This window comes from Corynebacterium mastitidis DSM 44356 (assembly GCF_000375365.1).
Classification (GTDB): domain Bacteria; phylum Actinomycetota; class Actinomycetes; order Mycobacteriales; family Mycobacteriaceae; genus Corynebacterium; species Corynebacterium mastitidis.
This window is the reverse complement of sequence record NZ_AQXB01000001.1, coordinates 22,937-46,864: the sequence shown is the minus strand read 5'-3', so window position 1 is coordinate 46,864 and position 23,928 is coordinate 22,937. Positions and strand designations below refer to the sequence as shown.

Sequence of the window (23,928 nt, the reverse complement as noted above, 5' to 3'; positions counted from 1 at the left end):
AGCATACTCAATGCCGTGAGTTCCATGAGATGGGCCGTCCACGGAGACGGCAAGAAGGTGCTGCCCGGCGCGGTGGTGTTCCCCGAGGAGCGGCTGAGCTGGCCGCGCACCGTGGGCATCGGCATGCAGCACGTGATAGCGATGTTCGGGGCCACGCTGCTGGTCCCCACCCTCACCGGCTTCCCGGTCAACACCACGCTGCTGTTCTCCGGCGTGGGCACCATGCTCTTCCTGCTTATCACCCGCAACCGGCTGCCGAGCTACCTGGGCAGTTCCTTCGCCTTCATCGCGCCGCTGGCGGCCACGCAGGGCCAGGGCATCGCGGTGCAGCTCGGCGGGGTGATGGTCGCGGGCCTGGCGCTCGTGGCGGTGGGCGCGGTAGTCAAGGCGGCGGGCCGCGCGGTGCTCGACGCCGTGATGCCGCCCGCGGTCACCGGGGCGATCGTGGCGCTCATCGGGCTCAACCTCGCCCCCACCGCGGCGCGGAACGTGGAGTCGCAGCCCGCCGTGGCCGGGGTGACGCTGCTGAGCATCCTGCTGTTTACCGTGGCGGGGCGGGGCATGGTGGCCCGCCTGGGGATTCTGCTCGGGGTGCTGGTGGGGTGGTGCTTCGCGGCCGCCACCGGCGATCTGGCCGAGGGCGCGCGGCGGGCCATCGACGAGGCCGCCTGGCTGGGCGCGCCGCAGCTTCACGCCCCCGAGTTCCGGCTCGCCGCCATCGGCGTGACGCTGCCGGTGGTCATCGTGCTGATCGCGGAGAACGTGGGCCACGTAAAGGCGGTGTCCGCCATGACGGGGCGCGACCTCGACGACCTCGCCGGTGACGCCCTGCTCGCGGACGGCCTGGCCACCACGCTGGCGGGCGGGTGCGGCGGCTCCGGCACCACCACCTACGCGGAGAACGTAGGCGTGATGGCGGCCACCCGGGTGTACTCCACCGCCGCCTACTGGGTGGCGGCGCTCACGGCGGTGGCGCTGGCCTTCATCCCCAAGTTCGGCGCGCTGATCCTGACCATTCCCACCGGCGTGCTCGGCGGGGCCACGATGGTGCTCTACGGGCTCATCGGGATGCTCGGGGTGCGCATCTGGCAGGACAACGCGGTGAACTTCAGCCACCCGGTCAACCTCACCGCCGCGGCGGTGGCCCTGGTGGCGGGCATCGGCAACCTCACCCTGAGCGTGGGCTCGGTGGAGCTGGAGGGGATCGCCTGGGGGTCCGTGGGGATCATGGTGGGGTACCCGATCCTGATGTGGCTGTACCGCCACGCGGGCGAGGGCGCGCGGTAGGCGCGCAGGAAAAACGCCCCGCCGAGGTGCTCGGGCGGGGCGGAGGGGGAGGCCGGGACTTACTCGGAGTCCAGGTCCTTCTCGATGAGCGCGGCGATCTTCTCCACTGCCTCGGCGTTCTCGGAGGTCACGGTGACCTGATCGCCCTTCTCGGCGCCCAGGGCCATGATCATGAGGGAGGAGGCGGCGTCGGTCTCGTCGTCATCGTCGCCGCCCACCAGGGTGAGGAAGATGTCCTCGTCGTAGTCGCCGGCGGCGTCGGCGATGATGGAGGCGGGGCGGGCGTGCAGCCCAACGGCGGAACCAACGGTGACGGTCTTAGAGGCCATGATTGTCCTTTCTTCCATGCGCGGGGGCATGGTCGGAGTGAGAAAATACTCTTACTGTAATTTTAGGCGCGCTCGGGCTGAGGTGCCAGGTTGTTGCCCCGGTTGTTCTCCTGGGCCGCCGCAGCCGTCGCAGCCCTGGCGGCCTCCTTCTCCACGGCCCGGTTGGGCCAGAGCCGCTTGAGGGCGAGCACGGCCACGGTGGAGACGAGGATGCCCGCCAGCAGGGAGAGCAGCCACGCCCAGGCCGGGGAGATGGCGGCGATGACGAAGATGCCGCCGTGCGGGGCGCTGGCGGTCACCCCCAGGCCCATGCTCAGCGCGCCGGTGACCGCGCCCCCGGCCATCATCGAGGGGATCACGCGCAGCGGGTCCGCTGCCGCGAAGGGGATGGCCCCCTCGGAGACGAAGGAGAGCCCCAGCAGCCAGGAGGACTTGCCGTTTTCCTGCTCTGCCGGGGTAAACAGCCCCTTGCGCAGGAAGGTGGCCAGGGAGAGCGCGATGGGCGGCACCATGCCCGCGGCCATGACGGCCGCCATGATCTTCATGGAGGAGGCGTCGCCGGTGGACAGCCCGGCCGTGGCAAAGAGGTAGGCCGCCTTGTTCACCGGGCCGCCCAGGTCAAAGCACATCATCAGGCCCAGGATGATCCCCAGCAGCACGGCGGAGGAGCCGGACATGGAGTTGAGCCAATCCTGCAGGCCCGTCATCACGGCCTCCAGGGGGCGGCCCAGGATCAGGAACATGCTCAGGCCCACGATCGCGGAGGTGAGCAGCGGGATGATCACCACCGGCATGAGCGAGCCGATCCAGCGGGGTACCCGCCAGGAGCCGATCCACATGGCCACCAACCCGGCGAGGACGCCGGTGACCAGGCCGCCGATGAACCCGGCGCCCAGGGAGACGGAGATCGCCCCGCCCACGAACCCGGGGGCGATGCCGGGGCGGTTGGCCAGGGCGTAGGCGATGTAGCCGGACAGGGCGGGCACCACGAAGGTCATGGCCGCCTGCCCCGTGGCAAAGAACACGGCCGCGAGGTACAGGACCAGGCCGGACTGGTCGAACTCCACGAGCTGCCCGTTGACGGCCATGAGCTGCTCGGGCAGGTTGCTTAAGGAGAACTGGGTGACCAGCACCTGCCAGTGGTTGCCCACCTCCTTGCCGCCCAGGAGGAACCCCAGGGCGAGCAGCAGGCCCCCGGCGGCCACGAAGGGCACCATGTAGGACACCCCGGTCATCACGGCCTGCTGGATGCGCTTGCCCCAGCTCAGGCCCTGCCCCTCGGCCTCGGCGGCCGAGGCTGCCTGGGCGCCCCGGGCGCCTGAGGCATCCGAGGCACCCGCCACGCGGCGGGCGCGGGGGTTGCGGGCGGCGGCCACGGCCTCGTCCAGCATCGCGCCGGGCTCGTTGATGGCGCGCTTGACGCCGGACTCGATCACCGGCTTGCCCGCGAAGCGCTCCCGGTCCTTCACGCCCACGTCGGTGGCAAAGATGACGGCGTCGGCGGCCTCGATGGTGGCGGCGGGCAGGGGCGTCACGGCGGAGGAGCCCTGGGTCTCCACCGCCAGCTCCAGGTCCGGGCGCTCCTGCGCGGTCTGGGTGAGGGCGTCGGCCGCCATGTACGTGTGGGCGATGCCGGTGGGGCAGGCGGTGATGGCCACCACGCGGGTCACCTCGGGGCGCGCCGCCTCGGGGGCGGACTGGCTTGCCTGGGGGGCGCTCGTGGCGGGCGCCGGGGCGCTGGCGGCCTTCTTCTTCGGCGCGGCGTTGACCACCTCGGTGACCAGCGCGACGATCTCCTCGGCGGTGGCGGCCTGGCGCAGCCCCTCCAGGAAGTCCTTGCGCACCAGCGCGCGGGCGAGCTTGGAGAGGATCTTGAGGTGTTCTTTTCCGCCCCCGGCCGGCGCCGCGATGAGGAACACCAGGGAGGCGTCCCCGTCTGGGCCGGAGAAGTCCACGGGGCGGCTCAGCCGGGCGAACGCGAGGGTCGGCTCGGTGACGGCCTCGGAGCGGCAGTGGGGGATGGCCACGCCGCCGGGCACCCCGGTGCCCGACTTCTCCTCGCGCGCGCGGGCGTCGGCGCCGAGCACGGAGGCGTCCGTGGCGCGCCCGGTGGCGGCCACGAGGCGGGCGAGGTGGTCGATCACGGCGGCGGGGTCCCCGCCGTAGTCCACGTCCAGGCCGACGAGGTCGGCGGTGATGATGGGGGAAGACATGGAGGGTCCTTCCTATGTACTTGTGGGTGAAAAAATCGCGGCGCCCCTGGGGGCTCGCCGTGCGGCTAGTCCAGGGCGGTGACCTCGGTGCGCTCTGTGTCCACTTGTTCCGGGCGCGGCAGGGTGGTACCGGGCAGGCCGGCGGCGGCGCTGCCGTAGGCCACGGCCCGCCGGAGGCACTGGTCGGGGCCTAGGCCCTCGATGTGCGCCAACAGGTACCCGGCCAGGGAGCTATCGCCCGCGCCCACGGTGGAGACCACCGTGGTGGGCGGCGGGGTGGCCTTCCACGCGCCCCCGGCGGTGACCAGCACCGCCCCGGCGCCGCCCAGGGTCACCAGCACGGATTCCACGCCCTGGCCCACGATCTCGCGCGCCGCTCGGATCACCGGGGCGTAGTCGCCGTGGTCGGCCCGCGCCTCCAGGTCGGCGCCGTCGGCGCCCACCAGCTGGCCCAGCTCCAGCCCGTTGGGCTTGATGAGGTGGGGCGCGGCGGCCTCGAAGGAGCGGCCCAGCGCGATCATGGCGGCGTCCGAGGTGTCCACCGCGATGCGCGTGGCGGGGGCCTCGCGGCGCAGCAGGTCCACGAGCTCCCCATACCAGCCCACCGGGACGCCGGGGGGAAGGGAGCCGGACATGGCCACCCAGGGGGCGTCGTGCTCGCGGATCGCCTCCACGAGCGCGCGGGCGAGGCGCTCGCGCAGCTCGGTGTCGACGGTGGGGCCGGGGCCGTTGAGCTTGGTGGTGGTGCCGTCCGGCTGGGTGATGGTGGTGTTGGTGCGCACCCGCGGCTGCATGGGGACGGCCAGGGAGGGAATGGACTCCTGCGCCGCGAGGTCCACGAAGGGGTCCTGCGGCCCCGCGGGGAACAGCGCCAGGGCGGGGTGCCCGGCGAGGTGGGCGGCGTGGGCGACGTTCACGCCCTTGCCCCCGGCCACGTGGGTGAGCGCGCTGAGCCGCTGCACGGAGCCGGGGGCGAGGGGCTCGGGAAGCGTCAGGGTGGCATCGACGCTGGGGTTCGGGGTGAAGGTCAGGATCACGGGGTTCCTCGATGGTGTGGGATGAGGGTCACTGTCGATGTTTGATTATGTTTTGATTCTTTCGCCTAGTGCCCGAAAAGTCAACAGATCATATGTCCGATTACGGTGAATATGTGGGATGTTCGGGCAGCCTGCTGTGGCATGGTGCGCGCAGCCCCGGCTAGAGTGGGGCGCATGACCGAAGGTTCTGGAAACAACACTTCTGATCGCCTCACCGTGAAGGGCACCGGCGTGGTCTCGGGCATCGCGTATGCCGACGTCGTGTGGGTCCGACCCCGACCCGAGCTTCCCACGAACGGCCCCGCGATCCCGGAGGAGGAGCGCGACGCCGAATACGAGAGGTTCGTGGCCGCCGCCGACGCCGTGGCCGAGCGCCTCGACGGCCGCGCCGGGGCCGCGGAGGGCGCCGCCGCCGAGGTGTTGACGGCCACCGCGGGCATGGTGCGGGATCGCGGCTGGCGCAAGACGGTGCGCAAGAACGTCCGGTCGGGCACGGACGCCGCCGTGGCCGTGGTGGAGGCCACCGCCAAGTTCGTGGCCATGTTCAACGCCGCCGGGGGCGTGATGGCCGAGCGCACCACGGACCTGAAGGACATTAGGGACCGCGTGATCGCCCAGTTGCGCGGCGAGGAGGAGCCGGGCCTGCCCGCGATTGAGGGCGAGGCCGTGCTGTTCGCGGACGACCTCTCCCCGGCGGACACCGCCGCCCTGGACACCGACCACTATCGCGCCCTGGTGACCGAGCTGGGCGGCCCCACCAGCCACACGGCGATCATCGCCCGGCAGCTCAACCTGCCCTGCATCGTGGCGGCGGGTGCCGCCGTGCGGGACTTCCGTCCCGGGGACAAGGTGCTCGTGGACGGCGCCCTGGGCGTGGTGCGCAGCGGGGCCGACCCCGAGGAGTCCGCGCGCCTGGTCAAGGAGTCTCAGGAGCGCGCCGCCGCGATCGCCCGGTGGACGGGACCGGCCCGCACCCGGGACGATCACCGGGTGCAGCTCCTGGCCAACGTGCAGGACGCCAACGCCGCGCGCATCGCCGCCGAGACGCAGGCCGAGGGCATCGGCCTCTACCGCACCGAGATGAGCTTCCTCTCCGCCACCGAGGAGCCCTCGGTAGAGGAGCAGGCCGCGCTCTACGGCAAGGTCTTTGCGGCCTTCCCGGAGTCCAAGGTCGTGGTGCGCACGCTGGACGCGGGGTCCGATAAGCCCATCGCCTACGCCAACATGAGCGAGGAGGAAAACCCCGCCCTGGGCGTGCGCGGCCTGCGCATCGCGCGCGACAACGAGGCCCTGCTCACCCGCCAGCTCGACGCCATCGCGCAGGCCGCGCAGGGGCGCGGCGAGCAGGCCCCCACCTGGGTGATGGCCCCGATGGTCTCCACCGCGCGCGAGGCGGAGTGGTTCGCCTCCCTGTGCAAGGAGCGGGGGCTGACCCCGGGCGCGATGATCGAGGTGCCCGCCGCCGCGCTCATGGCGGATAAGATCATGCCGCACCTCGACTTCGTCTCCATCGGCACCAACGACCTCACCCAGTACACGATGGCGGCGGATCGCCTCTCCTCGCAGCTCGCCTACCTCACGGACCCGTGGCAGCCCGCCGTGCTGCGGCTGATCCAGCACACCTGCGTGGTAGGCCGCGATACCAACACCGCCGTGGGCGTGTGCGGCGAGGCCGCCGCCGATCCCATGCTCGCCTGCGTGCTCACCGGCCTGGGCGTGAACTCCCTGTCCGCCGCCTCCACGGCGGTGGCCGGGGTGGGCGCGCAGTTGGCGGAGGTCACCCTTGAGCAGTGCCAGGCGGCGGCGACGGCCGCCCTGGCCTCCGAGGGCGCCTCCGAGGCCAGGGACGCGGTGCGCGCGGCGCTAGAGCGGTAGGCCGCCGGTAGGGGCCGCCCCGCCCCAGGGCACGGTGCCGCAGCGCGGGACGGGGGTGGGGCAGGGGGTTACGAGGCGAGCACGACTTCGATGTCCCGGTCCCGGAGGCTGCGCACGTAGGACTCCGGGGCGTTGGCGTCGGTGATGACCACGTCGATGTCGGTGATGCCGGCGAAGCTCACCAGGTAGTCGTTGCCGATCTTGCTGGAATCGCACAGCACCACCACGCGGTGGGCGTTGGTGACCATCGCGGACTTGATGGCGGCCTCCTGGGCGTCCGCGGTGGACAGCCCGTGATCGAGGGTCAGCGCGTTGGTGCCGATGAAGGCGACGTCCGCGCGCATGAGCGCCAGGGTGCGCAGGGCGGTGTCTCCCACCACGGCCTGGGTGATGGCGCGCACCGAGCCGCCGAGGAGCTGGATCTCGCTGAGCCCCTTGTTGGCCATGGTCAGGGCGATCGGGAGGCTGTTGGTCACGATGGACCACTGGTGCGCCTGGGGGGTGTCCGCGATGAGATCCGCCAGGGCGGTGACCGTGGTTCCGGCGTCGAGGAAGAGCCCGCCGCCGGGGGAGTCCGGCAGGAAGTCCAGGGCCGCGCGCGCGATGGCGGACTTGGCGTTGGGGGCGGAGCGCAGGCGGGCGTCGAGGGAAAGCTCCGTGGTCTGGAAGGACTGCGTGGCCACGGCACCGCCGTGCACGCGGTGCACGATGCCGTCGCGGTCGAGCACCGCGAGGTCGCGCCGGATCGTCTCTGCTGTGACCTTGAACTTTCGGGAAAGCTCCGTCACATTCACCCTGCCCTCAACGGCAGTCTGGGCGGCGATTTGGCGGCGGCGCTCCTCTGCATACACGGCGGTTGTCCTTTCCAATCGGGCACATTCGGGTCATCAGATCCCGGCGTGTTCCCCATTCTTCCATAAAAGCCACATGGTCTCTGTGGTTTTTGTTGACCTCGTGTGGGCTCGGGCCAAAAGGTGAGGTCAGAAAGTGGGAAACGGGTGGAGGCCGCGCGCGGTTCCCCTCAATGTGGGGGTGGCGGCCGCTAGAGTTTGCGCATAACCGATACCACCTTCCCCATGATCTGCGCGTGCGTGCCGTCGATGGGATCGTAGGCGTCGTTGTGCGGGAGGAGCCACACGCCGGTGGCGTCCTTGTGGAACTCCTTGACGGTGGCCTCGCCGTCGATGAGCGCCGCCACGAACTCCCCCTCCTCGGCCACGGGCTGGGAGCGCACCACGATCCAGTCCCCGTGCAGGATGCCGGCGTCCCGCATGGAGTCGCCGGATACCTTGAGCATGTACAGCTCGCCGTCGCCCACGACGTCGCTGGGCAGCGGGAAGTAGTCGTCCACGTTTTCTTCCGCCAGGATGGGAGAGCCCGCGGCGATGCTGCCCACGATGGGCACGTAGGACGTGGCGGAGGCCTCCGGCGGGATAGTCGCGGGCGCGGGGGCCTTCTTGGGCGCGGAATCCCCGGGCAGGTGCCGGACGTCCACCGCGCGGGGCTTGTTGGGATCGCGCCGTAGGAACCCCTTCTTCTCCAGCTCCTTGAGCTGGTAGGCCACCGAGGAGGTGGACTGGAGGCCCGCGGCGTCCCCGATCTCGCGGATGCTCGGGGGATAGCCGCGTAGCACGACGGCGTCGCGGATGACCTCGAGGATGCGCCGCTGACGCGGGGAGAGGTCGGCGAGATTCGGGGTGTCGTCGTCCCGGTCGGGGCGGTGCGAGGTGCGCGGCATGCGTGGACTCCTTCGTGCCTGTGTGACTCCGTTGCCCCTCACTCTACACAACCCGGGCCGGGGTTTGGGACGGGTGTTCGAAAAAATACCCGGCGGGGCTAGACACTCCCACGGGAGGGTGCTATAACGGGATCAGAACATCGGAGTCGAACAGGTGATCTAAGATTTCGGTGGTCGTGTTCGATAGTGTCGCGCCCGCAGCCTATCCTGGCGGGCGATGGTGAAAGGAATGGCTATGACGATCTCTCTTTTTCCTGTTAAGAACGCTTCTTTCCCCGCTGCCACTCCTGCGAGCGCAGCCATATGGGAGCCCAACCGGGGGCGTTCCGGAGCCTTCTTCGAGGGCGATGTTCGAACGCTGACATTTTCGAATGAGGCCCACGGCGAGGGCGGATCGAGGGGGTACGATGTGCCTCGGTGGAGCAGTGGAACACCCGCGCGACGCAGCGCCGCGGACCGCCTGACCACGTACCTCGTCGGGGGATTGTTCGGGCTCAGCATGGTGCTGGGGACGATGTTTCTCACGGAGGGCGCGGACGCCTCGGTGGAACCGGCGCCGAGCGTGCACGCGGGGGCCTCCGGGGCCTCGGTTGCCTCGGCCTCCCGATGACGGCGCCGGGGTGGGCTTTCCTACAATGGGGTGCGGTCATCCCTAGACGATTCCTCCCCAGGAGAAGGTTCCCCCGTGTATTGCCCTTTTTGCCACCACGCGCATTCCCGGGTCATTGATTCCCGCGTGATCGACGCCGGGGCCGCCATCAGGCGACGCCGCGAGTGCAGCAGTTGCTCGGGAAGGTTCACCACGGTGGAAAAGGCGATACTCCTGGTGGTCAAGCGCAACGGAGTCACCGAGCCCTTTAGCCGCGAGAAGGTGATCGTGGGCGTGCGCCGCGCCTGCCAGGGGCGGGACGTATCCGACGACGCGCTCAAGCGCCTGGCGCAGCAGGTGGAGGAGACCGTGCGCAGCCACGGCAGCTCCCAGATCAACGCCAACGCCATCGGGTTGGCCATCCTGGAGCCGCTGCGGGAACTCGACGAGGTGGCCTACCTGCGCTTCGCCTCGGTGTATAAGTCCTTCGACTGCGCGGAGGACTTTGAAAAGGAGATCCGGTTGATGCGGCGCCGCCTCCGGGAGGCTGCCCCGCACGAGGACTAGGTCCCGCCGACGCCGCTCACAGCTTGTCGATGGCCCGGGTGATCCGCTTGCGCGAGACCGGCTGCGCGGTGCCCAGGCGCTGCGCGAACAGGCTCACCCGGAGCTCCTGGATCATCCAGAGCACGTCCTTGACCGCCCGCGTCTTCTCGAAGCCCCGAGGCTTGGCCTTGAGCACCTTGTCGAGCTGCCCGCGCACGGCGTCCACCTCGTCCTGCCGGTCGGCGTCCTTGTCCGGGTCGCGGGGCATCTCCTCCAGGCGCAGCGACATCGCCTGGAGGTACCGGGGGAGGTGCTTGAGCCGCTCGGTGCCGTGCACGATGAGGGCCTTGGGGGGAAGCAGGAAGGCCAGCTCGCCCTGCATGTCCTCGATGGCGGGGCCCTCCCAGCCCTGGAGCTCCTCGGAGAGCCGCTGGTAGGCCACCAGCCCCGGGGCCAGCGCCACGATCGTGCGGCGCACCTCCCCGGCCACCTTCGGTTCCACGGCGGCCCGGAGCCGGGAGAAGCCCTCGGGGGTCCGGGCCGGGCCCCCGGCGGTCACAAGAAGGTCCCGGATGGCGGCCACGCGCGCCTCCTCCACGAGGCCCTCCATGCCGCCGTGCGGGTAGTGCTCCACGGCCACCCGCTGCTGCAGGGGCAGCCCCTTGACCATCTGCTTGGCGCTGAGGGAGACCCCGCGCATGAGCAGGGTGAGCGTGCTGGTGAACATGGACTGATCGGCCGCGGCCTTGGTGGGAAAGACCACCACCGCCACGCCCTGCTTGGGCAGGCTCAGCGCCGGGTACGCGGTGACCGTGTGCCCGTCCACGCTGGTCTCCACGGTCTCGGGAATGGCCCCCAGGGTGTCCTCGCGCCACTCCGCGGCCTCGGTGGTCTCCGCGTAGTTGCTCAGCCGGTCCATGGAGGAGTGGATCTGCGCGGACTGCCGCGTGCGCAGCGCGCGCACGTCCTTGTCGGAATCGACGATCTTGCCGCGCTTGTTCACCGCCGCGAAGGTCATCCGCAGGTGCGCGGGCAGGGCGGCGGGGGAGAAGTCGGAGGCGTTGATGCCGGTTCCGCCCACCCGGCGCAGGGCCGCCGCCACGGACTCGCACAGGTCCTCCTCGGGGTCAAGGAGGGGGAGAATCCGGCGGGCAAAGTCCGGCGCGGGAACCACGCTGCGCCGCAGGCCCTTGGGCAGGCCGCGGATCATCTCCGTGACGAGTTCCTCGCGCATGCCGGGCACGAGCCACCGGAAGGGCGCGGGGTCCACGCTGGCGAGCATGGGCACGGGAACGAGCACGCGCACGCCGTCGTCCTTGGCACCCGGCTCGAAGGTGTATTCCAGGCGGAACTTTCCCCAGCGGTCGGGGAACAGCTCCTCGGTCACCTCCCGCGCGGCGTCGTCCAGCAGGGCCTCGGGGGAAAAGTCCAGGTGATGGGGGCTATCCCGGCGCTTCTTCTTCCACCAGGAGTCGAAGTGCGCCCCGGTGGTGATGGAGTCGGGCAGGCGCTGATCGTAGAAGTCAAAGAGCGCGTCCTCGTCGGCCACGAGGCCGCGGCGGCGGGCCTTGTCCTCCACCTCGGCGGCCTGGGCGAGCTTGGCGGCGTTGTCGTGGAAGAAGTGATGCCGGGTGTGCCAGTCCCCCTCGATGAGCGCGTGCCGGATGAACATCGCGCGGGCGGCCTCGGGATCGACCCGGTGATACGGCACCGGCCTGTCCGCGTAGAGCGGGACCCCGTACAGGGTGCCCTTTTCCCGGACCATCGCCGCTCCCTTGGAGCGCGACCACGAGGGATCGGAGTGCTGGCGCTTGAGCAGGTCGCCCGCCAGGCGTTCCACCCAGGCGGGGTCGATGGCGGCCACGTCCCGGGCCCACAGCCGCGAGGTCTCCACGAGTTCCGCGGCCATGAGGAACTCCGGCGGCTTCTTGGCCAGGGCGGAGCCGGGGAAGACCATGAAGCGGGTGTTGCGGGTGCCCCGGAACTCCTTGGAGGAACCGTCGCGCTGGCCGATGTTCATCAGCAGCCCGGCGAGCAGGCTGCAGTGAATCGCCTCGGCGTTGCCGGTGGGGTCGGGGATGTTCCACCCGAGTTGCTTGGCCACGTCGCGCAGTTGGCGCACCAGGTCGCGCCACTCGCGCGAGCGCATGTAGTGCAAGAACTCCGCCTTCATCAGCCTGCGCAGGCCGTTGCCGCTGAGCTCCGAGCGCTTGGCGCCAAGGTATTCCCAGAGCTTGAGGTAGCTGAGGAAGTCGCTGCGCTTATCGCGGAACCGGGCGTGCAACTGATCCGCCTTGGCCTGGTGGTCGAGGGGGCGTTCCCGGATGTCCTGGGTGGTCAGTGCCGCCACGATCACGATGACCTCGTGCAGGCAGCCCAGGCGGTGGGCCTCGACCAGCATGCGGGCCAGGCGGGGGTCCACGGGGATGCGCGCGAGGTCGCGCCCGATGCGGGTGAGCTTGGGCTGCCCCTCGTTGTGCCGCTGGGTGATGGCGCCGAGCTCGTGGAGCAGGTGCAGGCCGTCGCGGATGTGGCGCGCCTCCGGGGGCTGCACGAAGGGGAAGCGGGCGATGTCCCCCAGGCGCAGCGAGGCCATCTGGAGGATCACGCTGGCGAGGTTGGTGCGCAGGATCTCGGGGTCGGTGAACTCCGGGCGGGAGGCGAAGTCCTCCTCCGAGTACAGGCGGATGGCCACGCCGTCCGCGATGCGCCCGCAGCGGCCGGAGCGCTGGTTGGCGCTGGCCTGGGAGACGGGCTCGATGGGCAGCCGCTGCACCTTGGTGCGGGTGGAGTAGCGGGAGATGCGCGCGGTGCCGGTGTCCACCACGTAGTGGATGCCGGGCACGGTCAGGGAGGTCTCCGCGATGTTCGTGGACAGCACGATGCGCCGCCCCGAGTGGGGGGAAAAGACGCGGTGCTGCTCCTGGTTGGACAGCCGCCCGAACAGGGGGAGGATGTGGGTGGCGCGCCACTTCTTGGCCTCGAGCACCTCCATGGCGTCGCGGATGTCGCGCTCGCTGGGGAAGAAGCACAGGATGTCCCCCGGCCCCTCCGCCATGAGCTCCTCGATGGCGTGGACGAGGGCGTCGGGGTCCTCCTCCTCGGGGCGGTAGCGGATCTCCACCGGGTAGGTGCGCCCGGAGACCTCCACGATGGGCGCGGGCTCGCCCTGGGCGTTGCAGAAGTGCCGGGCGAAGCGCTCGGGGTCGATGGTGGCGGAGGTGATGATGACCTTGAGGTCCGGGCGCTGGGGGAGCAGCCTCTTGAGGTAGCCCAGGAGGAAGTCGATGTTGAGCGAGCGCTCGTGGGCCTCGTCGATGATGATGACGTCGTAGGCGTTGAAGAAGCGGTCGCGCTGCATCTCCGCGAGCAGGATGCCGTCGGTCATCAGCTTCACGGAGGTGCTGGGGCTCACGCGGTCGTCGAAGCGGATGGCGTAGCCCACGGACTGGCCGATGTCCTGGCCCAGCTCGTCCGCGATCCGCTCGGCCACCGTGCGCGCGGCGAGCCGCCGGGGCTGGGTGTGCCCGATGAGCCCGCGCCGCCCGAAGCCCAGCTCCAGGCAGATCTTGGGGATCTGCGTGGTCTTGCCGGAGCCGGTCTCCCCGGCGATCACCACCACCTGGTGATCCCGGATGGCCTGCGCGATGTCGTCGTGCCGCGCGCTCACCGGAAGCTCCTCGGGGAAGGTGATCTCCGGGATGGCGCTCGCCCTGCGCTCCACCTCGCCCACGGCGGTATCGACGTCCCGGGCCAGGGCCTCCCAGTCGCGCTCGGAGGAGGCCTCGCGGAAGCGACGGCGCAGGGCGCGCTCGCGGGCGAGGGGGACGGAGCTGAGGCGGGAGGCGATGTGGTCTTTCAGTTTTTCCATGCTAGGGGACGATTTTAGGGGATAGCGGGCCGCAGTCCAATGGCTAGGTAGCATGGGGAGAGGTTCCGTATTTCCGAGAGATAAGAGGAAACAATGACGTATCCCTCTACGCCCCATCCGGAAGATTCTCCCGGATTCGAGGGCTACCCCCGTTACGTGCAGGAAACCCCGCAATGGGCGGAGGAACAGCCCGCTCGGCCCGGAGGCAAGGTGGACGTGCTAGAGGCCGTGGGATGGGCCTTCCGCGCGGTCTTTTCCAACAAACGAGTGTGGATCTTGGGATCGTTTTTGATGATGTTCATCATCGGGGCCCTCGGCTTTGCCGTGGCCTTCTCCGTTTTTGGCCTGGGCGGCGGCTCCGCCGAGGTGGCCATCGACGCGTTGCCGCAGGGATGGAAGAACCTGACGCCCAACCTGGTCTCGGGGCTCTCCATGCTCCTTCTCACCCCCTTCCTCTGCGCCGGGGCCCTGGCGCAGGTGAGCAAGAAAAAGGGGCAGTGGGCGTACTTCTTCCAGAACCTCAACTACGGCGCTGTGTTCCTCGCCGCGCTGGCGAGCTACGCCGTCACCAGTCTTCTTCCCTATCTTTTGGCCCTCGTCGGGGGACTCACCGGGGAGGCGTTCGACGACGATATTCAGGCGGTGCTCGTGCTCCTCGCGCTCGGGATCGGCGGCCTGCTCACCTTTTTTCTTTCCCCTCTGGTGTTCTTCTGGGAGTGGTTTGCCGCCGAGGGGCAGAGCGCCAAGGCCGCAATATCCCGGGGCCTGACCGCCGGGAAGCGCAACTACTGGGCGCTGCTGCTCTATGGACTCATCGCCCCGATGGTGATGGTTTTCGCGATCGTATTCACCCTGGGGTTGGGGCTTTTCGTGTTCCCGGCGGTGTACCTTCTCGCCAACGCCCACATGGCGCGCCAGGCATTTGGCGGCCCGTTGCCTGCGCGGAATTAACGGGAAAGAATCCGGGGTGAAAACTCCGGTATGATGGGCGCGGGAAACATACCGATGCGCACGTAGATTTTAAGGAGAAGAGGGAGTAATGACGAATCCCCCGAACTACCCCGAGGGCTCCTCGGGCTTTGACGCCTACCCGACGTACGCCAGCCCCGAGCAGCCGGAGACCCCGGAGTGGGCCAGGACCGCCCCCGCGGTGGGAACGGGGAAGGCCAACGTGATGGACGCCGTGAGGTGGGCGTTCAAGGCAGTCTTTGCGAGCTGGTACATCTGGATCCTCGGAACGCTGGCGATCGGCCTGGTCATCGGCGTGGTCGCCGGGGTGAGCTTTTACCTTGCTGGTCCCGATTACTCAGTGATGTCCGACGCGGAGGCCGTGGACTATTCCATGAACGCTAATTCAGTGGCCAACGGCGCAGTTGGTCTCGCTCAGTTTTTCCTTACCCCGTTCCTCTTGGTGGGGCTGCTGGCGCAGGTGACCAAGCGGCGCATCTCCCTGGCGGACTTCTTCCGTAACGTCCCGTACTTCAAGGTGCTGGGGGTGTCCATCCTTCAAGGCATTCTTCTTGTGGGGACCGTGTTGTTCCTCGTAGTGCTGCTGATCGTATTTTCGCGGGTCGGGCACATGATCGCTCCTGAAGCGACGTTTATAGGGCTACTTTGTATCCTCGGCCTCCTGCTCGCTGTGTGGCTGCTGGGTCCCCTGTTTAGCCTGTGGACCTGGTACGCGGCGGACGGCCACGGCGTGGGGGAGTCCATCAAGCTGGGCGTTGCCGCCGGAAAGCGCAACTACCCGCAGCTTCTGCTGTTTTCCTTCCTGAGCACCCTCGTGATCCTCGTGGGTGGCCTGCTGACCCTCGGCCTGGGGCTGTTGATCCTCACCCCGGCCTGCTACCTGGCGATCGCCCACATCTACCGCCAGGCTAGCGGCGGCCAATTACCGGCCTAAACTCGTGGGGCGTGGTGGCCCGGTACGCCTTGGTGATCACCGCCCCCAGCTTGGTGAACTCCGGGGTGCGGGAGCTTGAGGAGCGGTGCACCAGCCCCACGTGCCGCTCCGCGCTCACGCCGGGGGCAAAGGTGGCGGTGCTCAGCCCCGGGCGGCGGCACTCCGCGCCGACCGCGCTGACGGGAACGAGCGTGGCGCCCAGGCCCCCGGCCACGAGCTGCACGATGGTGGTCAGGGAGGAGGCCCGGGTGACGGCGCTGGCGGCCTCGCTCGGGTTCAGGTCCGCCTTGCGGCACAGGTCCACGATCTGATCGTGCAGGCAGTGGCCGTCGTTGAGCAGCAGGAGCTGAAGCTCGTCGAGGGCCTGGAGGGAGAGGTCGTGGCGCCCGGCGAGGGGGTGCGTGGAGGGCACCACCACCACGAAGTCCTCCTGGTAAAGGGGGATATCGACCGCGCCGGGAGACTCGGAGGGCAGCGCGAGGAGGGCGACGTCGATGCGGCCGTCGCGCAGCATCTCCAGGAGCTGGGTGGTGCGGTCCTCCACGATGCGCGGCTCGAGCTCCGGGTATTCCTGGCGCAGCAGCGGCAGCAGCGTGGGCAGCAGGTAGGGCGCGATGGTGGGGATCACGCCGAGGGAGAGCGGGCCGATGAGCTGGCCGTAGGAGCCGCGCGAGTGCGCCACGAAGATGTCGGTGGCGTCGAGGGCGGCCTTGGCGTAGGGCAGCAGGCGCTCCCCGATGGGGGTGACGATGACCTTGCGGGTGGAGCGCTCGATGAGTTGCACGCCGATCCCGTTTTCCAGGGCGGAGAGCGCCTGGGAGAGGGAGGGCTGAGAGATGTTGAGCTTTGCCGCGGCGGTGCCAAAGTGCCTGTTGTCCGCGATGGTCACGAAGGTGCGAAGCTGGGCAAGAGTCGGCCGGTACTCCTTGTTGTGCATGGTTATTACCATAACCTATGAGACGGCGCGGGAGCCATTAATAACTCCACCCTTGACCCCGGTGACCTTCCACGACGCCGCCTCGGCCCGCCCTCAGTGGGCGTCGATGCGCAGCGAGGAGAAGCGCACCTCCCCGGCCTCGTCGGAGGCGTCCAGGTCCACCACCGCCTCGTAGGCAAACGAGCGATCGTCCTCGGGGTCCTTGAACACCTGCCGCACCGCCCAGGCCCGCCCGGAGGTCTCCAGCCGGAAGTACTCCGGCCCGCGCGCCTGGGGTCCGGTATCCAGGTCGTCGTACTGGTCGAAGTACTCGTCCATCGCGGCGGGGAAGTCCGGGGCGTCGTCGAGATAGTCCGTCAGCTCGGCCAGGCGCTCCTCCTTCTCCCAGGCGAACAGCTCCACCAGGCGGAACATGGCGTTGCGCACCATGATGATAAAGGCCCGGCGGTTGGCGGTCAGCGCCGTGGGGTCCTCCACCCCGAAGGCCAGCTCCTGGTCCACCACGGCCTGGGAGACGGGGGCGTCGGGGTCGGCCATGTGCGCCCACTCGTCCACCAGCGAGGAGTCCACCTGGCGGATCAGCTCGCCCAGCCACACCTCGATGTCCTCCAGCTCGTCCGTGCGGTACTCCGCGGGGACGGAGTGCTGCAGCGTGCGCCAGGCGTCGGTGAGGTAGCGCAGCACCACGCCCTCCGAGCGCGCCAGGGAGTAGGTGGCCACCAGGTCGGAGAACGTCATGGCGTGCTCGATCATGTCGCGCACGATGGACTTGGGGCTCAGCCGGAACTCCTTGGCCCACGGCGCGCCCTCGCTGAACGTCTCGTAGGCCTCCTCTAGCTCCTCGGCCAGCGGCATGGGCCAGGTGACCTCCTCCACGATGGCCATGCGCTCGGTGTAGTCCACCCCCTCGGCCTTGAGCGCGGCGATGCGTTCCCCGCGTGCCGCCTTTTGCTGGGCGATCAGGATGGGGCGGGGGTCGTCGAGGATCGCCTCGAAGGTGCTGATGAGATCCAGGGTGTAGGTATCGGACTCGGGATCGAGCAGGCTCAGCGCGGCCAGGGCGAAGGGGGAGAGCGGCTGGTTGAGGGCGAAGTCCCGCTGCATCTCGCGGGTCAGCCGGTAGCCCTCCTTATGCTTTTCCACGATCCCGGCGCGCAGCAGGCCCCGCCCCAGCTCCAGGGTGGTCAGGATGTCCTTGTTCTGCTTGGCGCGCGGGTCGTGATTGCCGCGCAGGAGGCGCTCGAAGTGCGCGTAGGTGTCCCCGGGGCGGGACACCAGGTTGATCACCATGGAGTTGGACACCTTAAACTGCGAGGCCATCTGCTCGGGCTCGGCCTGAGTGAGCCTGTCAAAGGTGCGCTCGCCCCAACTCACCTCCCCCTCCCGGGCGTGCTTCTTGCGCAGCTTCTTGAGCTTCTTCGGGTCGCTCCCGGCGCGCTGGCGCAGCCGCCAGTTCTCGATCTCGTGCTCCGGGGCCTGCACCACCACGGTGCCCTCCGTATCAAACCCGGCGCGGCCCGCGCGCCCGGCGATCTGGTGGAACTCCCGGGACTTCATGATGCGCTGCCGGGTGCCGTCGAACTTGGCCAGACCCGTCATGAGCACGGTGCGGATCGGCACGTTGATCCCCACCCCCAGGGTGTCCGTGCCGCAGATGACCTTCAGCAGTCCCTTTTGGGCCAGGCGCTCCACCAGGCGGCGGTACTTGGGCAGCATGCCGGCGTGGTGCACGCCGATGCCCTTGCGCAGCAGCCGGGAGAGCTGGCTGCCAAAGGCCGTGCTGAAGCGGAAGGAGCCGATCTCTGCGACGATGCCTTCCTTTTCCTCCGGGGTGATCATCGGCATGGAGGTCAGCGCCTGGGCGCGCTCGGTGGCCTCCCGCTGGGTAAAGTGCACCACGTAGATGGGGGACTTGCCCTGCTCAAGCAGCTCCTCGATCGTCTCGTGCACCGGGGTGTAGACGTAGGAGAAATCCAGCGGCACCGGGCGGGCGGCCCCGGCGACCAGGGAGGTGGTGCGCCCGGTGCGGGCGGTGAGGTCCTTTTGCAACGCCTCCGTGTCACCGAGAGTGGCGGACATGAGGAGGAACTGCGCCTGGGGCAGCTCCAGGAGGGGCACCTGCCAGGCCCAGCCGCGCTCGGGGTCGGAGTAGTAGTGGAACTCGTCCATCACCACCTGGTCGATGCGCGCCCGGTCGCCGTCGCGCAGGGCCACGTTGGCCACGATCTCCGCCGTGGCGCAGATGATGGGGGCGTTGCCGTTGACGGTGGCGTCGCCCGTCATCATGCCCACGTTATCGGGGCCGAAGATGTCGCACAGGGCAAAGAACTTCTCGCTCACCAGCGCCTTGATGGGGGCGGTATAAAAGCTGCGCTGCCCGCGCGCCATGGCGATGAAGTGCGCGGCGATGGCCACCATGGACTTGCCCGAGCCCGTGGGGGTGGCCAGGATGACGTTGTCCCCGGCGAGGATGCCCAGGGCCGCCTCCTCCTGCGCCGGGTAGAGGGTGATGCCCCGCTCGCGGGTCCAGGCGCTAAAGGAGTCGAAGATGGACTCGTCGAAGAGCGATTCCGGTACTTCGCTGAGGTCTGGGAGCATCTGGGAGAGGTTCACCCGTCCCACCCTAGTAGACCTCCGGCGCGCGGGTCGGGGCGCGCTCGGCCCCCGGGAGGGGCTAGTCCTCCTCGTCCAGATCCGCGAGGAAGCGCTCGAACTCCTGGCCGATCTCCTCGCCGCTGGGCAGGTCCTCCTCGCCGGGAAGCATGGCCTTGGGGTGCCGGGAGCGGTACTGCTCCAGCTCCTCGTCGTACTGCTGTTCCAGCGCGCCCACCACGTGCTGAATCTCTGCGGAGTCCTCCATCTGCTCCGTGAGCTGCTGGGACACCCGCTCCCAGTCCCGCTCCAGGGTTTGCAGGGGCAGGTCCAGGTGCGCGTTGTGGGCCACGGAGCGCAGCAGCTTCAGCGTGGCCTCCGGGTAGGGCGAGGAGGAGACGTAGTGCGGGACGTGCGCGGTAAAGCCCGCCACCGCCGTGCGCTGCTCGCCCAGGACGGACTCGAGCTGCAGGGCCGCCGAGCCCGGCAGCACCACCGAGCCGTCAAAGCGGAACAAATCCTGCATCAGCTCAGCGTTGTTGCCGTGCGCGGAGACCACCAGCGGGCGGGTGTGCGGGACCGTCATGGGCGCGGAGTACAGGCAGATCACCTTGGCCACGTTGTACTTGCGCACCAGTCCCGCCACCGCCTGGGTAAAGGCGTCCCAGCGCAGGTCCGGCTCCGGCCCGCTGAGCAGCAGGAAGTGCCGCCCCTGAATGTCGCGGAGGACCCGCATGTCCAGGGAGAGCTTCTCGATCTTGGTCACCTCGTGATTCTCCATGGTCACGGTGGGGCGACGGGAACGGTAGTCGATGAGCTCGTCCGTGTTAAAGGACGCCACCAGGCGGTTCTCCAGGGCCGCCATGAGGTGATCCGCGCTGGCGCTCACGGCCTGGCCCGCGTCCGCGTACCCGTGCAGGGCCACGATAAGGGTGGGGCCCTCGGCCCCCTCCGAGGACACCTCCGGCGACGGATACTCCAGCTCATACATGCGGCGGTATTCTTCCGGCACGATCGTCCTCCTTTGTTGGTCTACCCGGTGTAACGACGCAACCCCCGGGATCATTCCCCTAGGGGTCATCAGTGGTGCTTCCGCGAGGTAGTGACCGCCATTCTAACCAACCCCGCGCGCACGCCCGCAGCACGCGCCGGGAGGGCGGGTTGTGGACAACGCCCGTTATCCACAGCCCCCGGCGCCGCCCGCTCGCCTCGCCGGCGGCGACCCGGCATATTCGACGCCATGAGCACGCCGAGCTTCGCCCGCATACCGGGCTACCTCTTTGCCACCATTCCCGCCCTCCTCGGGTTCTATCCCCAGGACTCCGTGGTCCTCATGGGGTTGGAGCCGCACGGGCGCGGCCTATCCGCCCCGGCCAGCCTCGGGCGCCGCCCCGAGCGCGGCACCTACGCCCTGGGACAGGTGCTGCGCACCGACGCCTCCGCCCCGCCGGGCGTTCTCGCCCAGGGGCGATCCCTCCTGGCGGCGGAGGGAAGCGGCGCCTTCGTGGCGTTCGTCGTCGGCGCGCCGCCGCCCGAGGGGTTGCGCGCGGTGCTGCGGGACTGGGCGCGGGACGAGGGGTCCCCGCCCTTCTGCTGGGGCTGCTGGCACGCCCCCGGCATCGCCACCGGGGAGCGCTACGCCGCGGTGCGCGGGGTCCCGGTCCCGGAGCAGTGGCGCGCCGGGGTGATCGAATCGGTTGCGGCCAGCCCCACCATGGGGTGCCTTATCGAGCGAGGGGAGCTGCCGGAGATCAACCGGCGGGAGGCCCGGGCCTTCTTCGACCCACAGGGCGCGCCGTGGCCGGTGGACGCCCGCGACTGCCTGGCGCTGGTGAGCGAGATCCGCCGCCGCCCGGAGGGGTTTGCCGAGGTCATGGCGGAGGCCGGTGCGCTGCTGGAGGGCGAGGGGGAGGCGCGGCACCTGGCGATCCTGCTGGGCCATCACGTTGTGCGCGACGCCCTGATCCCGCAGGTCCTCGAGCACGCGGAGGGTGCGCACCGGACCATGCTGGAGGTGGCGCGTAAGACCAGGGGAGAGGTGCGGGCCAACGCCCTGTGCCTCTACGCGCTCGCGGCCGCGCAAAGCGGCAGGCGATGGCGGGTGCCGTTCGCGCTGCAGGCGGCCCAGGAGGAGGCTCCGGGGCACAACCTGGCGCGCCTGCTGCACGCGATGGCCGTCCGCTGCGGGATCGAGGCCATGCTGGACGCGGTGCGGGAGGGGGCGCAGGGCGCGGACCCGGTGCGCTACTAGGCGTTGCGGGTGTACTCCCAGGCGTCGGAGACGATGGTGCGGATGTCCGTGCGGGTGGGGTTCCAGCCCAGCTCCCGGATGATCTTCTCCGAGGAGGCGATGAGCACCGCGGGGTCCCCGGCGCGGCGGGGAGCCAGCTCGGAGGGGATGGGGTGCCCGGTGACCTCGCGGCAGGCGTCGATGACCTCCTGCACGGAGTTACCGGCCCCGGAACCGAGGTTGTAGACGCGGTGCACCCCGGGCCGGTTGGACTCCAGGGCCAGCAGGTGCGCCTGGGCGAGGTCGCGGATGTGGATGTAATCGCGCACCGCCGTGCCGTCCGGGGTGGGCCAGTCGTTGCCGAACACGAGGATCTTCTCGCGGCGGCCCAGGGCCACCTGCAGGATCAGGGGGATCAGGTGGGTCTCCACCTCCCGGTGCTCGCCCAGCCCGCCGTAGGCGCCCGCCACGTTGAAGTAGCGCAGGCTGGTGGCCGCCAGGCCGTAGGCGGAGGCGTAGGAGGTAATGGCGTAGTCGATGGAGAGCTTGGTGGCCCCGTAGGTGTTGGTGGGGCAGGTGTGGGCCTCCTCCGTGATGGGCACGCTGTCCGGCTCCCCGTAGGTGGCGGCGGTGGAGGAGAACACGAGGCTGTTCACCCCGTGGCGGCGCATGGCGTCCAGCAGGCTCAGGGTGGTGCCCACGTTGTCCCGCCAGTACTCGTCCGGCTTCTCCATGGACTCGCCCACCAGGGAGCGGGCGGCAAAGTGCAGGACGCCGTCAAAGCCGCCCTCGGCAAACACGGCGTCCGCCACCTCGGCCACGTCTCCCTCCACCAGGCGGGCGCGGGAGGGCACGGCGTCCCGGTTGCCGGTGGAGAAGTTATCCACGACGGTGACGTCGTGTCCCGCCTCGATGAGCACCTGGGAGCACACGCTGCCCACGTAGCCCGCGCCGCCGGTGACCAGTAGCTTCATCGCTTACCCCTCCACCGGCTCGACGCGGATGGCGTGGCCGAGGTCGTCGGCCAGCTCGATGGCCGCGCCGTCCTTGGCGATGGTCACCACGCTGTTGTCGTGGCGCACCATGACCTCGGAGCCCACGGTGATGCCGGCCTCGGCCAGGGCGCGCAGCTGGCGCCCCTCCATCTGCACGATCTCGTTGACCTGGAGCAACAGGGCCGGGATCTCCTTGCCCTCGGGCAGGTCCACCGGCCGCACCCCGCGCTCCCCGGGGGATTCCCGGTCCACGCCCAGGGCCTTGAGCCCGGGAATGGGGTTTCCGAAGGGGGAGTAGGAGGCGTCGTCGAGGACGTCGATCACGCGGCGCTCCACCTCGTCGCTCATCACGTGCTCCCAGCGGCAGGCCTCGTCGTGCACCTGGTTGAGGTCGAGGTGGAGGATGTCGGTGAGCAGGCGCTCGGCGAGGCGGTGCTTGCGCATCACGGCGGTGGCGCGGGCCCGCCCCTCCTCCGTGAGCTGCAGGCTGCGATCCGGGCGCACGTGGAGGAGGCCGTCGCGCTCCATGCGGGCCACGGTCTGGCTCACCGTGGGGCCGGACTGCTCCAGGCGCTCCACGATACGGGCCCGCAGGGGGACAATCCCCTCCTCCTCGAGCTCGTAAATGGTGCGCAGATACATCTCGGTGGTATCGACGAGATCCTTCACTGTTACCTCATTTGTTGTGTGTTCGCGCTAAGGAAGTGACCATCACAATACCCGCACGGCATGCCCTCCGCCGCCATCAGGCGGGCGCGGGGGCGGGGACGCGACGTTTTACTGGGCGTAATCGCGCAGCCGGTTGGCCCGCTCGCCGTCGCGAAGCTTGCTCATGACCTCGCGCTCTATCTGGCGCACCCGCTCGCGGGATAGACCAAAGCGGCGGCCGATCTGGTCGAGGGTGCGCGGCACGCCGTCGTCGAGGCCGTAGCGCAGGCGGATGACGTCCTGCTCGCGCTCCTCCAGGGTGGACAGCACGGAGCGGATGTCGGAGTGGCGCAGCGAGGCCACCACGGCGCTCTCCGCGTCCGCGGCCTCGGCGTCCTCGATGAAGTCCCCCAGGGGGGCCTCCTCGTCCGCGCCCACGGGCATGTCCAGGCTCACCGGGTCGCGCGACTGGCGCAGCAGCATCTCGATCTTGGACTCGTCGATGCCGGACTCCTCCGCCAGCTCCTCGTTGGTGGCCTCGCGGCCCAGGTGCTGGTACAGCTCGCGCTTGATCCGCGAGAGCTTGTTGACCTGCTCGACCAGGTGCACGGGCAGGCGGATGGTGCGCGACTGATCCGCCATGCCCCGGGTGATGGCCTGGCGAATCCACCAGGTGGCGTAGGTGGAGAACTTAAAGCCCTTGGCGTAGTCGAACTTTTCCATCGCGCGGATCAGGCCCAGGTTGCCCTCCTGGATGAGATCCAGAAGCGGCATGCCGCGCCCGGTGTAGCGCTTGGCCAGGGAGACCACGAGGCGCAGGTTGGCCTCCAGCAGGTGGCTGCGCGCCTTCTTGCCCTCGCGGGCCAGGACCTTGAGGTCGCGCTTCTTGGCGCGGGTGAGCGGCTCCTCGGAGTGCACGAGCAGGTGCTCGGCGTAGAGGCCCACCTCGATCTGCTGGGCCAGCTCCACCTCGTCCTCGGCGGAGAGCAGGGCGGTCTTGCCGATGCCGTTGAGGTACACGCGAACGAGGTCGGCGGAGGGATTGTCGTTGGTCTGATTTCGGCGGCTGCCGCGGTCCTGCTCCTCAGAGTCCAACTCGGTCACCGACGCCTGTGTCATGAAAGCCTCCTCGTTCTCA

Annotated in this window: 19 protein-coding genes; 7 read left to right on the top strand and 12 right to left on the bottom strand. The window is 69.5% G+C overall.

Annotated elements, in window-relative coordinates:
* Positions 1-24 precede the first annotated feature (24 nt).
* On the top strand, positions 25-1,287 hold the full coding sequence (locus B140_RS0100230) for a uracil-xanthine permease family protein (RefSeq protein ID WP_018117334.1): 1,263 nt from the start codon (positions 25-27) through the stop codon (positions 1,285-1,287).
* Positions 1,288-1,346: 59 nt separating this feature from the next.
* Here the strand turns inward: B140_RS0100230 and B140_RS0100225 are convergent, their stop codons facing one another.
* The 3 genes from B140_RS0100225 to B140_RS0100215 all read right to left on the bottom strand — a co-directional run bounded on the left by B140_RS0100225 (position 1,347) and on the right by B140_RS0100215 (position 4,866).
* Positions 1,347-1,616: an HPr family phosphocarrier protein gene (locus B140_RS0100225; protein ID WP_018117333.1), complete on the bottom strand. Its 270-nt coding sequence runs from the start codon at positions 1,614-1,616 to the stop codon at positions 1,347-1,349.
* 62 nt (positions 1,617-1,678) lie between these two features.
* Complete coding sequence (locus B140_RS11470) at positions 1,679-3,829, bottom strand: PTS fructose transporter subunit IIABC (protein WP_018117332.1); 2,151 nt, start codon at positions 3,827-3,829, stop codon at positions 1,679-1,681.
* A 65-nt stretch (positions 3,830-3,894) separates the two neighbouring features.
* Complete coding sequence (locus B140_RS0100215; protein WP_018117331.1) at positions 3,895-4,866, bottom strand: 1-phosphofructokinase family hexose kinase; 972 nt, start codon at positions 4,864-4,866, stop codon at positions 3,895-3,897.
* Between the two features lie 174 nt (positions 4,867-5,040).
* On the opposite strand from B140_RS0100215, the gene ptsP reads away from it, so the two are divergent.
* Positions 5,041-6,741 (top strand): phosphoenolpyruvate--protein phosphotransferase, encoded by a 1,701-nt coding sequence (ptsP, locus tag B140_RS0100210; protein ID WP_051069200.1) that lies wholly within the window; start codon positions 5,041-5,043, stop codon positions 6,739-6,741.
* Positions 6,742-6,809: 68 nt separating this feature from the next.
* Here ptsP and B140_RS0100205 read toward each other — a convergent pair whose 3' ends face one another.
* Together B140_RS0100205 and lexA are read right to left on the bottom strand one after the other, a co-directional pair.
* The gene (locus tag B140_RS0100205; RefSeq protein WP_026165801.1) at positions 6,810-7,592 is read right to left on the bottom strand and encodes a DeoR/GlpR family DNA-binding transcription regulator; all 783 of its coding nucleotides are present in this window, start codon (positions 7,590-7,592) and stop codon (positions 6,810-6,812) included.
* A gap of 191 nt (positions 7,593-7,783) precedes the next feature.
* Positions 7,784-8,479: a transcriptional repressor LexA gene (gene lexA / locus B140_RS0100200; protein ID WP_018117328.1), complete on the bottom strand. Its 696-nt coding sequence runs from the start codon at positions 8,477-8,479 to the stop codon at positions 7,784-7,786.
* Positions 8,480-8,888: 409 nt separating this feature from the next.
* On the opposite strand from lexA, the gene B140_RS0100195 reads away from it, so the two are divergent.
* The gene (locus tag B140_RS0100195) at positions 8,889-9,089 is read left to right on the top strand and encodes a hypothetical protein (RefSeq protein WP_026165800.1); all 201 of its coding nucleotides are present in this window, start codon (positions 8,889-8,891) and stop codon (positions 9,087-9,089) included.
* Between the two features lie 75 nt (positions 9,090-9,164).
* Entirely contained in the window at positions 9,165-9,635 is a 471-nt protein-coding gene (gene nrdR, locus B140_RS0100190; protein WP_026165799.1) for a transcriptional regulator NrdR, read from the top strand.
* 16 nt (positions 9,636-9,651) lie between these two features.
* Here nrdR and hrpA read toward each other — a convergent pair whose 3' ends face one another.
* Positions 9,652-13,485 carry an ATP-dependent RNA helicase HrpA gene (gene hrpA, locus B140_RS0100185; RefSeq protein ID WP_018117325.1) on the bottom strand — a complete coding sequence of 1,278 codons (3,834 nt, stop codon included), beginning with the start codon at positions 13,483-13,485 and terminating at the stop codon, positions 9,652-9,654.
* A 93-nt stretch (positions 13,486-13,578) separates the two neighbouring features.
* Between hrpA and B140_RS0100180 the strand changes: the two genes are divergently transcribed.
* Entirely contained in the window at positions 13,579-14,436 is an 858-nt protein-coding gene (locus tag B140_RS0100180; RefSeq protein WP_156801585.1) for a hypothetical protein, read from the top strand.
* An 88-nt stretch (positions 14,437-14,524) separates the two neighbouring features.
* Positions 14,525-15,388 carry a hypothetical protein gene (locus B140_RS0100175; protein ID WP_018117323.1) on the top strand — a complete coding sequence of 288 codons (864 nt, stop codon included), beginning with the start codon at positions 14,525-14,527 and terminating at the stop codon, positions 15,386-15,388.
* On the opposite strand, the gene B140_RS11465 is transcribed toward B140_RS0100175, so the two are convergent.
* From B140_RS11465 to B140_RS0100160, 3 genes are all read right to left on the bottom strand, one after another.
* Complete coding sequence (locus tag B140_RS11465; protein WP_018117322.1) at positions 15,363-16,325, bottom strand: hydrogen peroxide-inducible genes activator; 963 nt, start codon at positions 16,323-16,325, stop codon at positions 15,363-15,365. The two genes, B140_RS0100175 and B140_RS11465, sit on opposite strands and share 26 nt — an antisense overlap.
* Positions 16,326-16,418: 93 nt before the next feature.
* Positions 16,419-18,938 (bottom strand): DEAD/DEAH box helicase, encoded by a 2,520-nt coding sequence (locus B140_RS0100165; RefSeq protein ID WP_018117321.1) that lies wholly within the window; start codon positions 18,936-18,938, stop codon positions 16,419-16,421.
* A 61-nt stretch (positions 18,939-18,999) separates the two neighbouring features.
* Entirely contained in the window at positions 19,000-19,929 is a 930-nt protein-coding gene (locus tag B140_RS0100160; protein ID WP_026165798.1) for a proteasome assembly chaperone family protein, read from the bottom strand.
* Positions 19,930-20,157: 228 nt separating this feature from the next.
* Between B140_RS0100160 and B140_RS0100155 the strand changes: the two genes are divergently transcribed.
* Positions 20,158-21,168 carry a DUF4192 domain-containing protein gene (locus tag B140_RS0100155; RefSeq protein WP_018117319.1) on the top strand — a complete coding sequence of 337 codons (1,011 nt, stop codon included), beginning with the start codon at positions 20,158-20,160 and terminating at the stop codon, positions 21,166-21,168.
* Here the strand turns inward: B140_RS0100155 and galE are convergent.
* From galE to B140_RS0100140, 3 genes are all read right to left on the bottom strand, one after another.
* Positions 21,165-22,121 carry a UDP-glucose 4-epimerase GalE gene (galE, locus tag B140_RS0100150; RefSeq protein ID WP_018117318.1) on the bottom strand — a complete coding sequence of 319 codons (957 nt, stop codon included), beginning with the start codon at positions 22,119-22,121 and terminating at the stop codon, positions 21,165-21,167. The two genes, B140_RS0100155 and galE, sit on opposite strands and share 4 nt — an antisense overlap.
* 3 nt (positions 22,122-22,124) lie before the next feature.
* A complete protein-coding gene (locus tag B140_RS0100145) occupies positions 22,125-22,811 on the bottom strand; it encodes a metal-dependent transcriptional regulator (RefSeq protein WP_018117317.1) in 687 nt (228 codons plus the stop codon).
* A gap of 108 nt (positions 22,812-22,919) precedes the next feature.
* Positions 22,920-23,909, bottom strand: coding sequence for a sigma-70 family RNA polymerase sigma factor (locus tag B140_RS0100140; RefSeq protein WP_018117316.1), 990 nt, complete (start codon positions 23,907-23,909; stop codon positions 22,920-22,922).
* Between the last annotated feature and the right edge of the window lie 19 nt (positions 23,910-23,928).

What these genes read in the sequence shown, in the direction of transcription:
- hrpA (WP_018117325.1), bottom strand. Translation starts at nt 13,485, where the DNA reads ATGGAAAAACTGAAAGACCACATCGCCTCCCGCCTCAGCTCCGTCCCC.
- galE (WP_018117318.1), bottom strand. Translation starts at nt 22,121, where the DNA reads ATGAAGCTACTGGTCACCGGCGGCGCGGGCTACGTGGGCAGCGTGTGC.
- lexA (WP_018117328.1), bottom strand. Translation starts at nt 8,479, where the DNA reads ATGCCGCGCACCTCGCACCGCCCCGACCGGGACGACGACACCCCGAAT.
- B140_RS0100230 (WP_018117334.1), top strand. Translation starts at nt 25, where the DNA reads ATGAGATGGGCCGTCCACGGAGACGGCAAGAAGGTGCTGCCCGGCGCG.
- B140_RS0100180 (WP_156801585.1), top strand. Translation starts at nt 13,579, where the DNA reads ATGACGTATCCCTCTACGCCCCATCCGGAAGATTCTCCCGGATTCGAG.
- ptsP (WP_051069200.1), top strand. Translation starts at nt 5,041, where the DNA reads ATGACCGAAGGTTCTGGAAACAACACTTCTGATCGCCTCACCGTGAAG.
- B140_RS0100175 (WP_018117323.1), top strand. Translation starts at nt 14,525, where the DNA reads ATGACGAATCCCCCGAACTACCCCGAGGGCTCCTCGGGCTTTGACGCC.
- B140_RS0100140 (WP_018117316.1), bottom strand. Translation starts at nt 23,909, where the DNA reads ATGACACAGGCGTCGGTGACCGAGTTGGACTCTGAGGAGCAGGACCGC.
- B140_RS11470 (WP_018117332.1), bottom strand. Translation starts at nt 3,829, where the DNA reads ATGTCTTCCCCCATCATCACCGCCGACCTCGTCGGCCTGGACGTGGAC.
- B140_RS11465 (WP_018117322.1), bottom strand. Translation starts at nt 16,325, where the DNA reads ATGCACAACAAGGAGTACCGGCCGACTCTTGCCCAGCTTCGCACCTTC.
- B140_RS0100155 (WP_018117319.1), top strand. Translation starts at nt 20,158, where the DNA reads ATGAGCACGCCGAGCTTCGCCCGCATACCGGGCTACCTCTTTGCCACC.
- B140_RS0100225 (WP_018117333.1), bottom strand. Translation starts at nt 1,616, where the DNA reads ATGGCCTCTAAGACCGTCACCGTTGGTTCCGCCGTTGGGCTGCACGCC.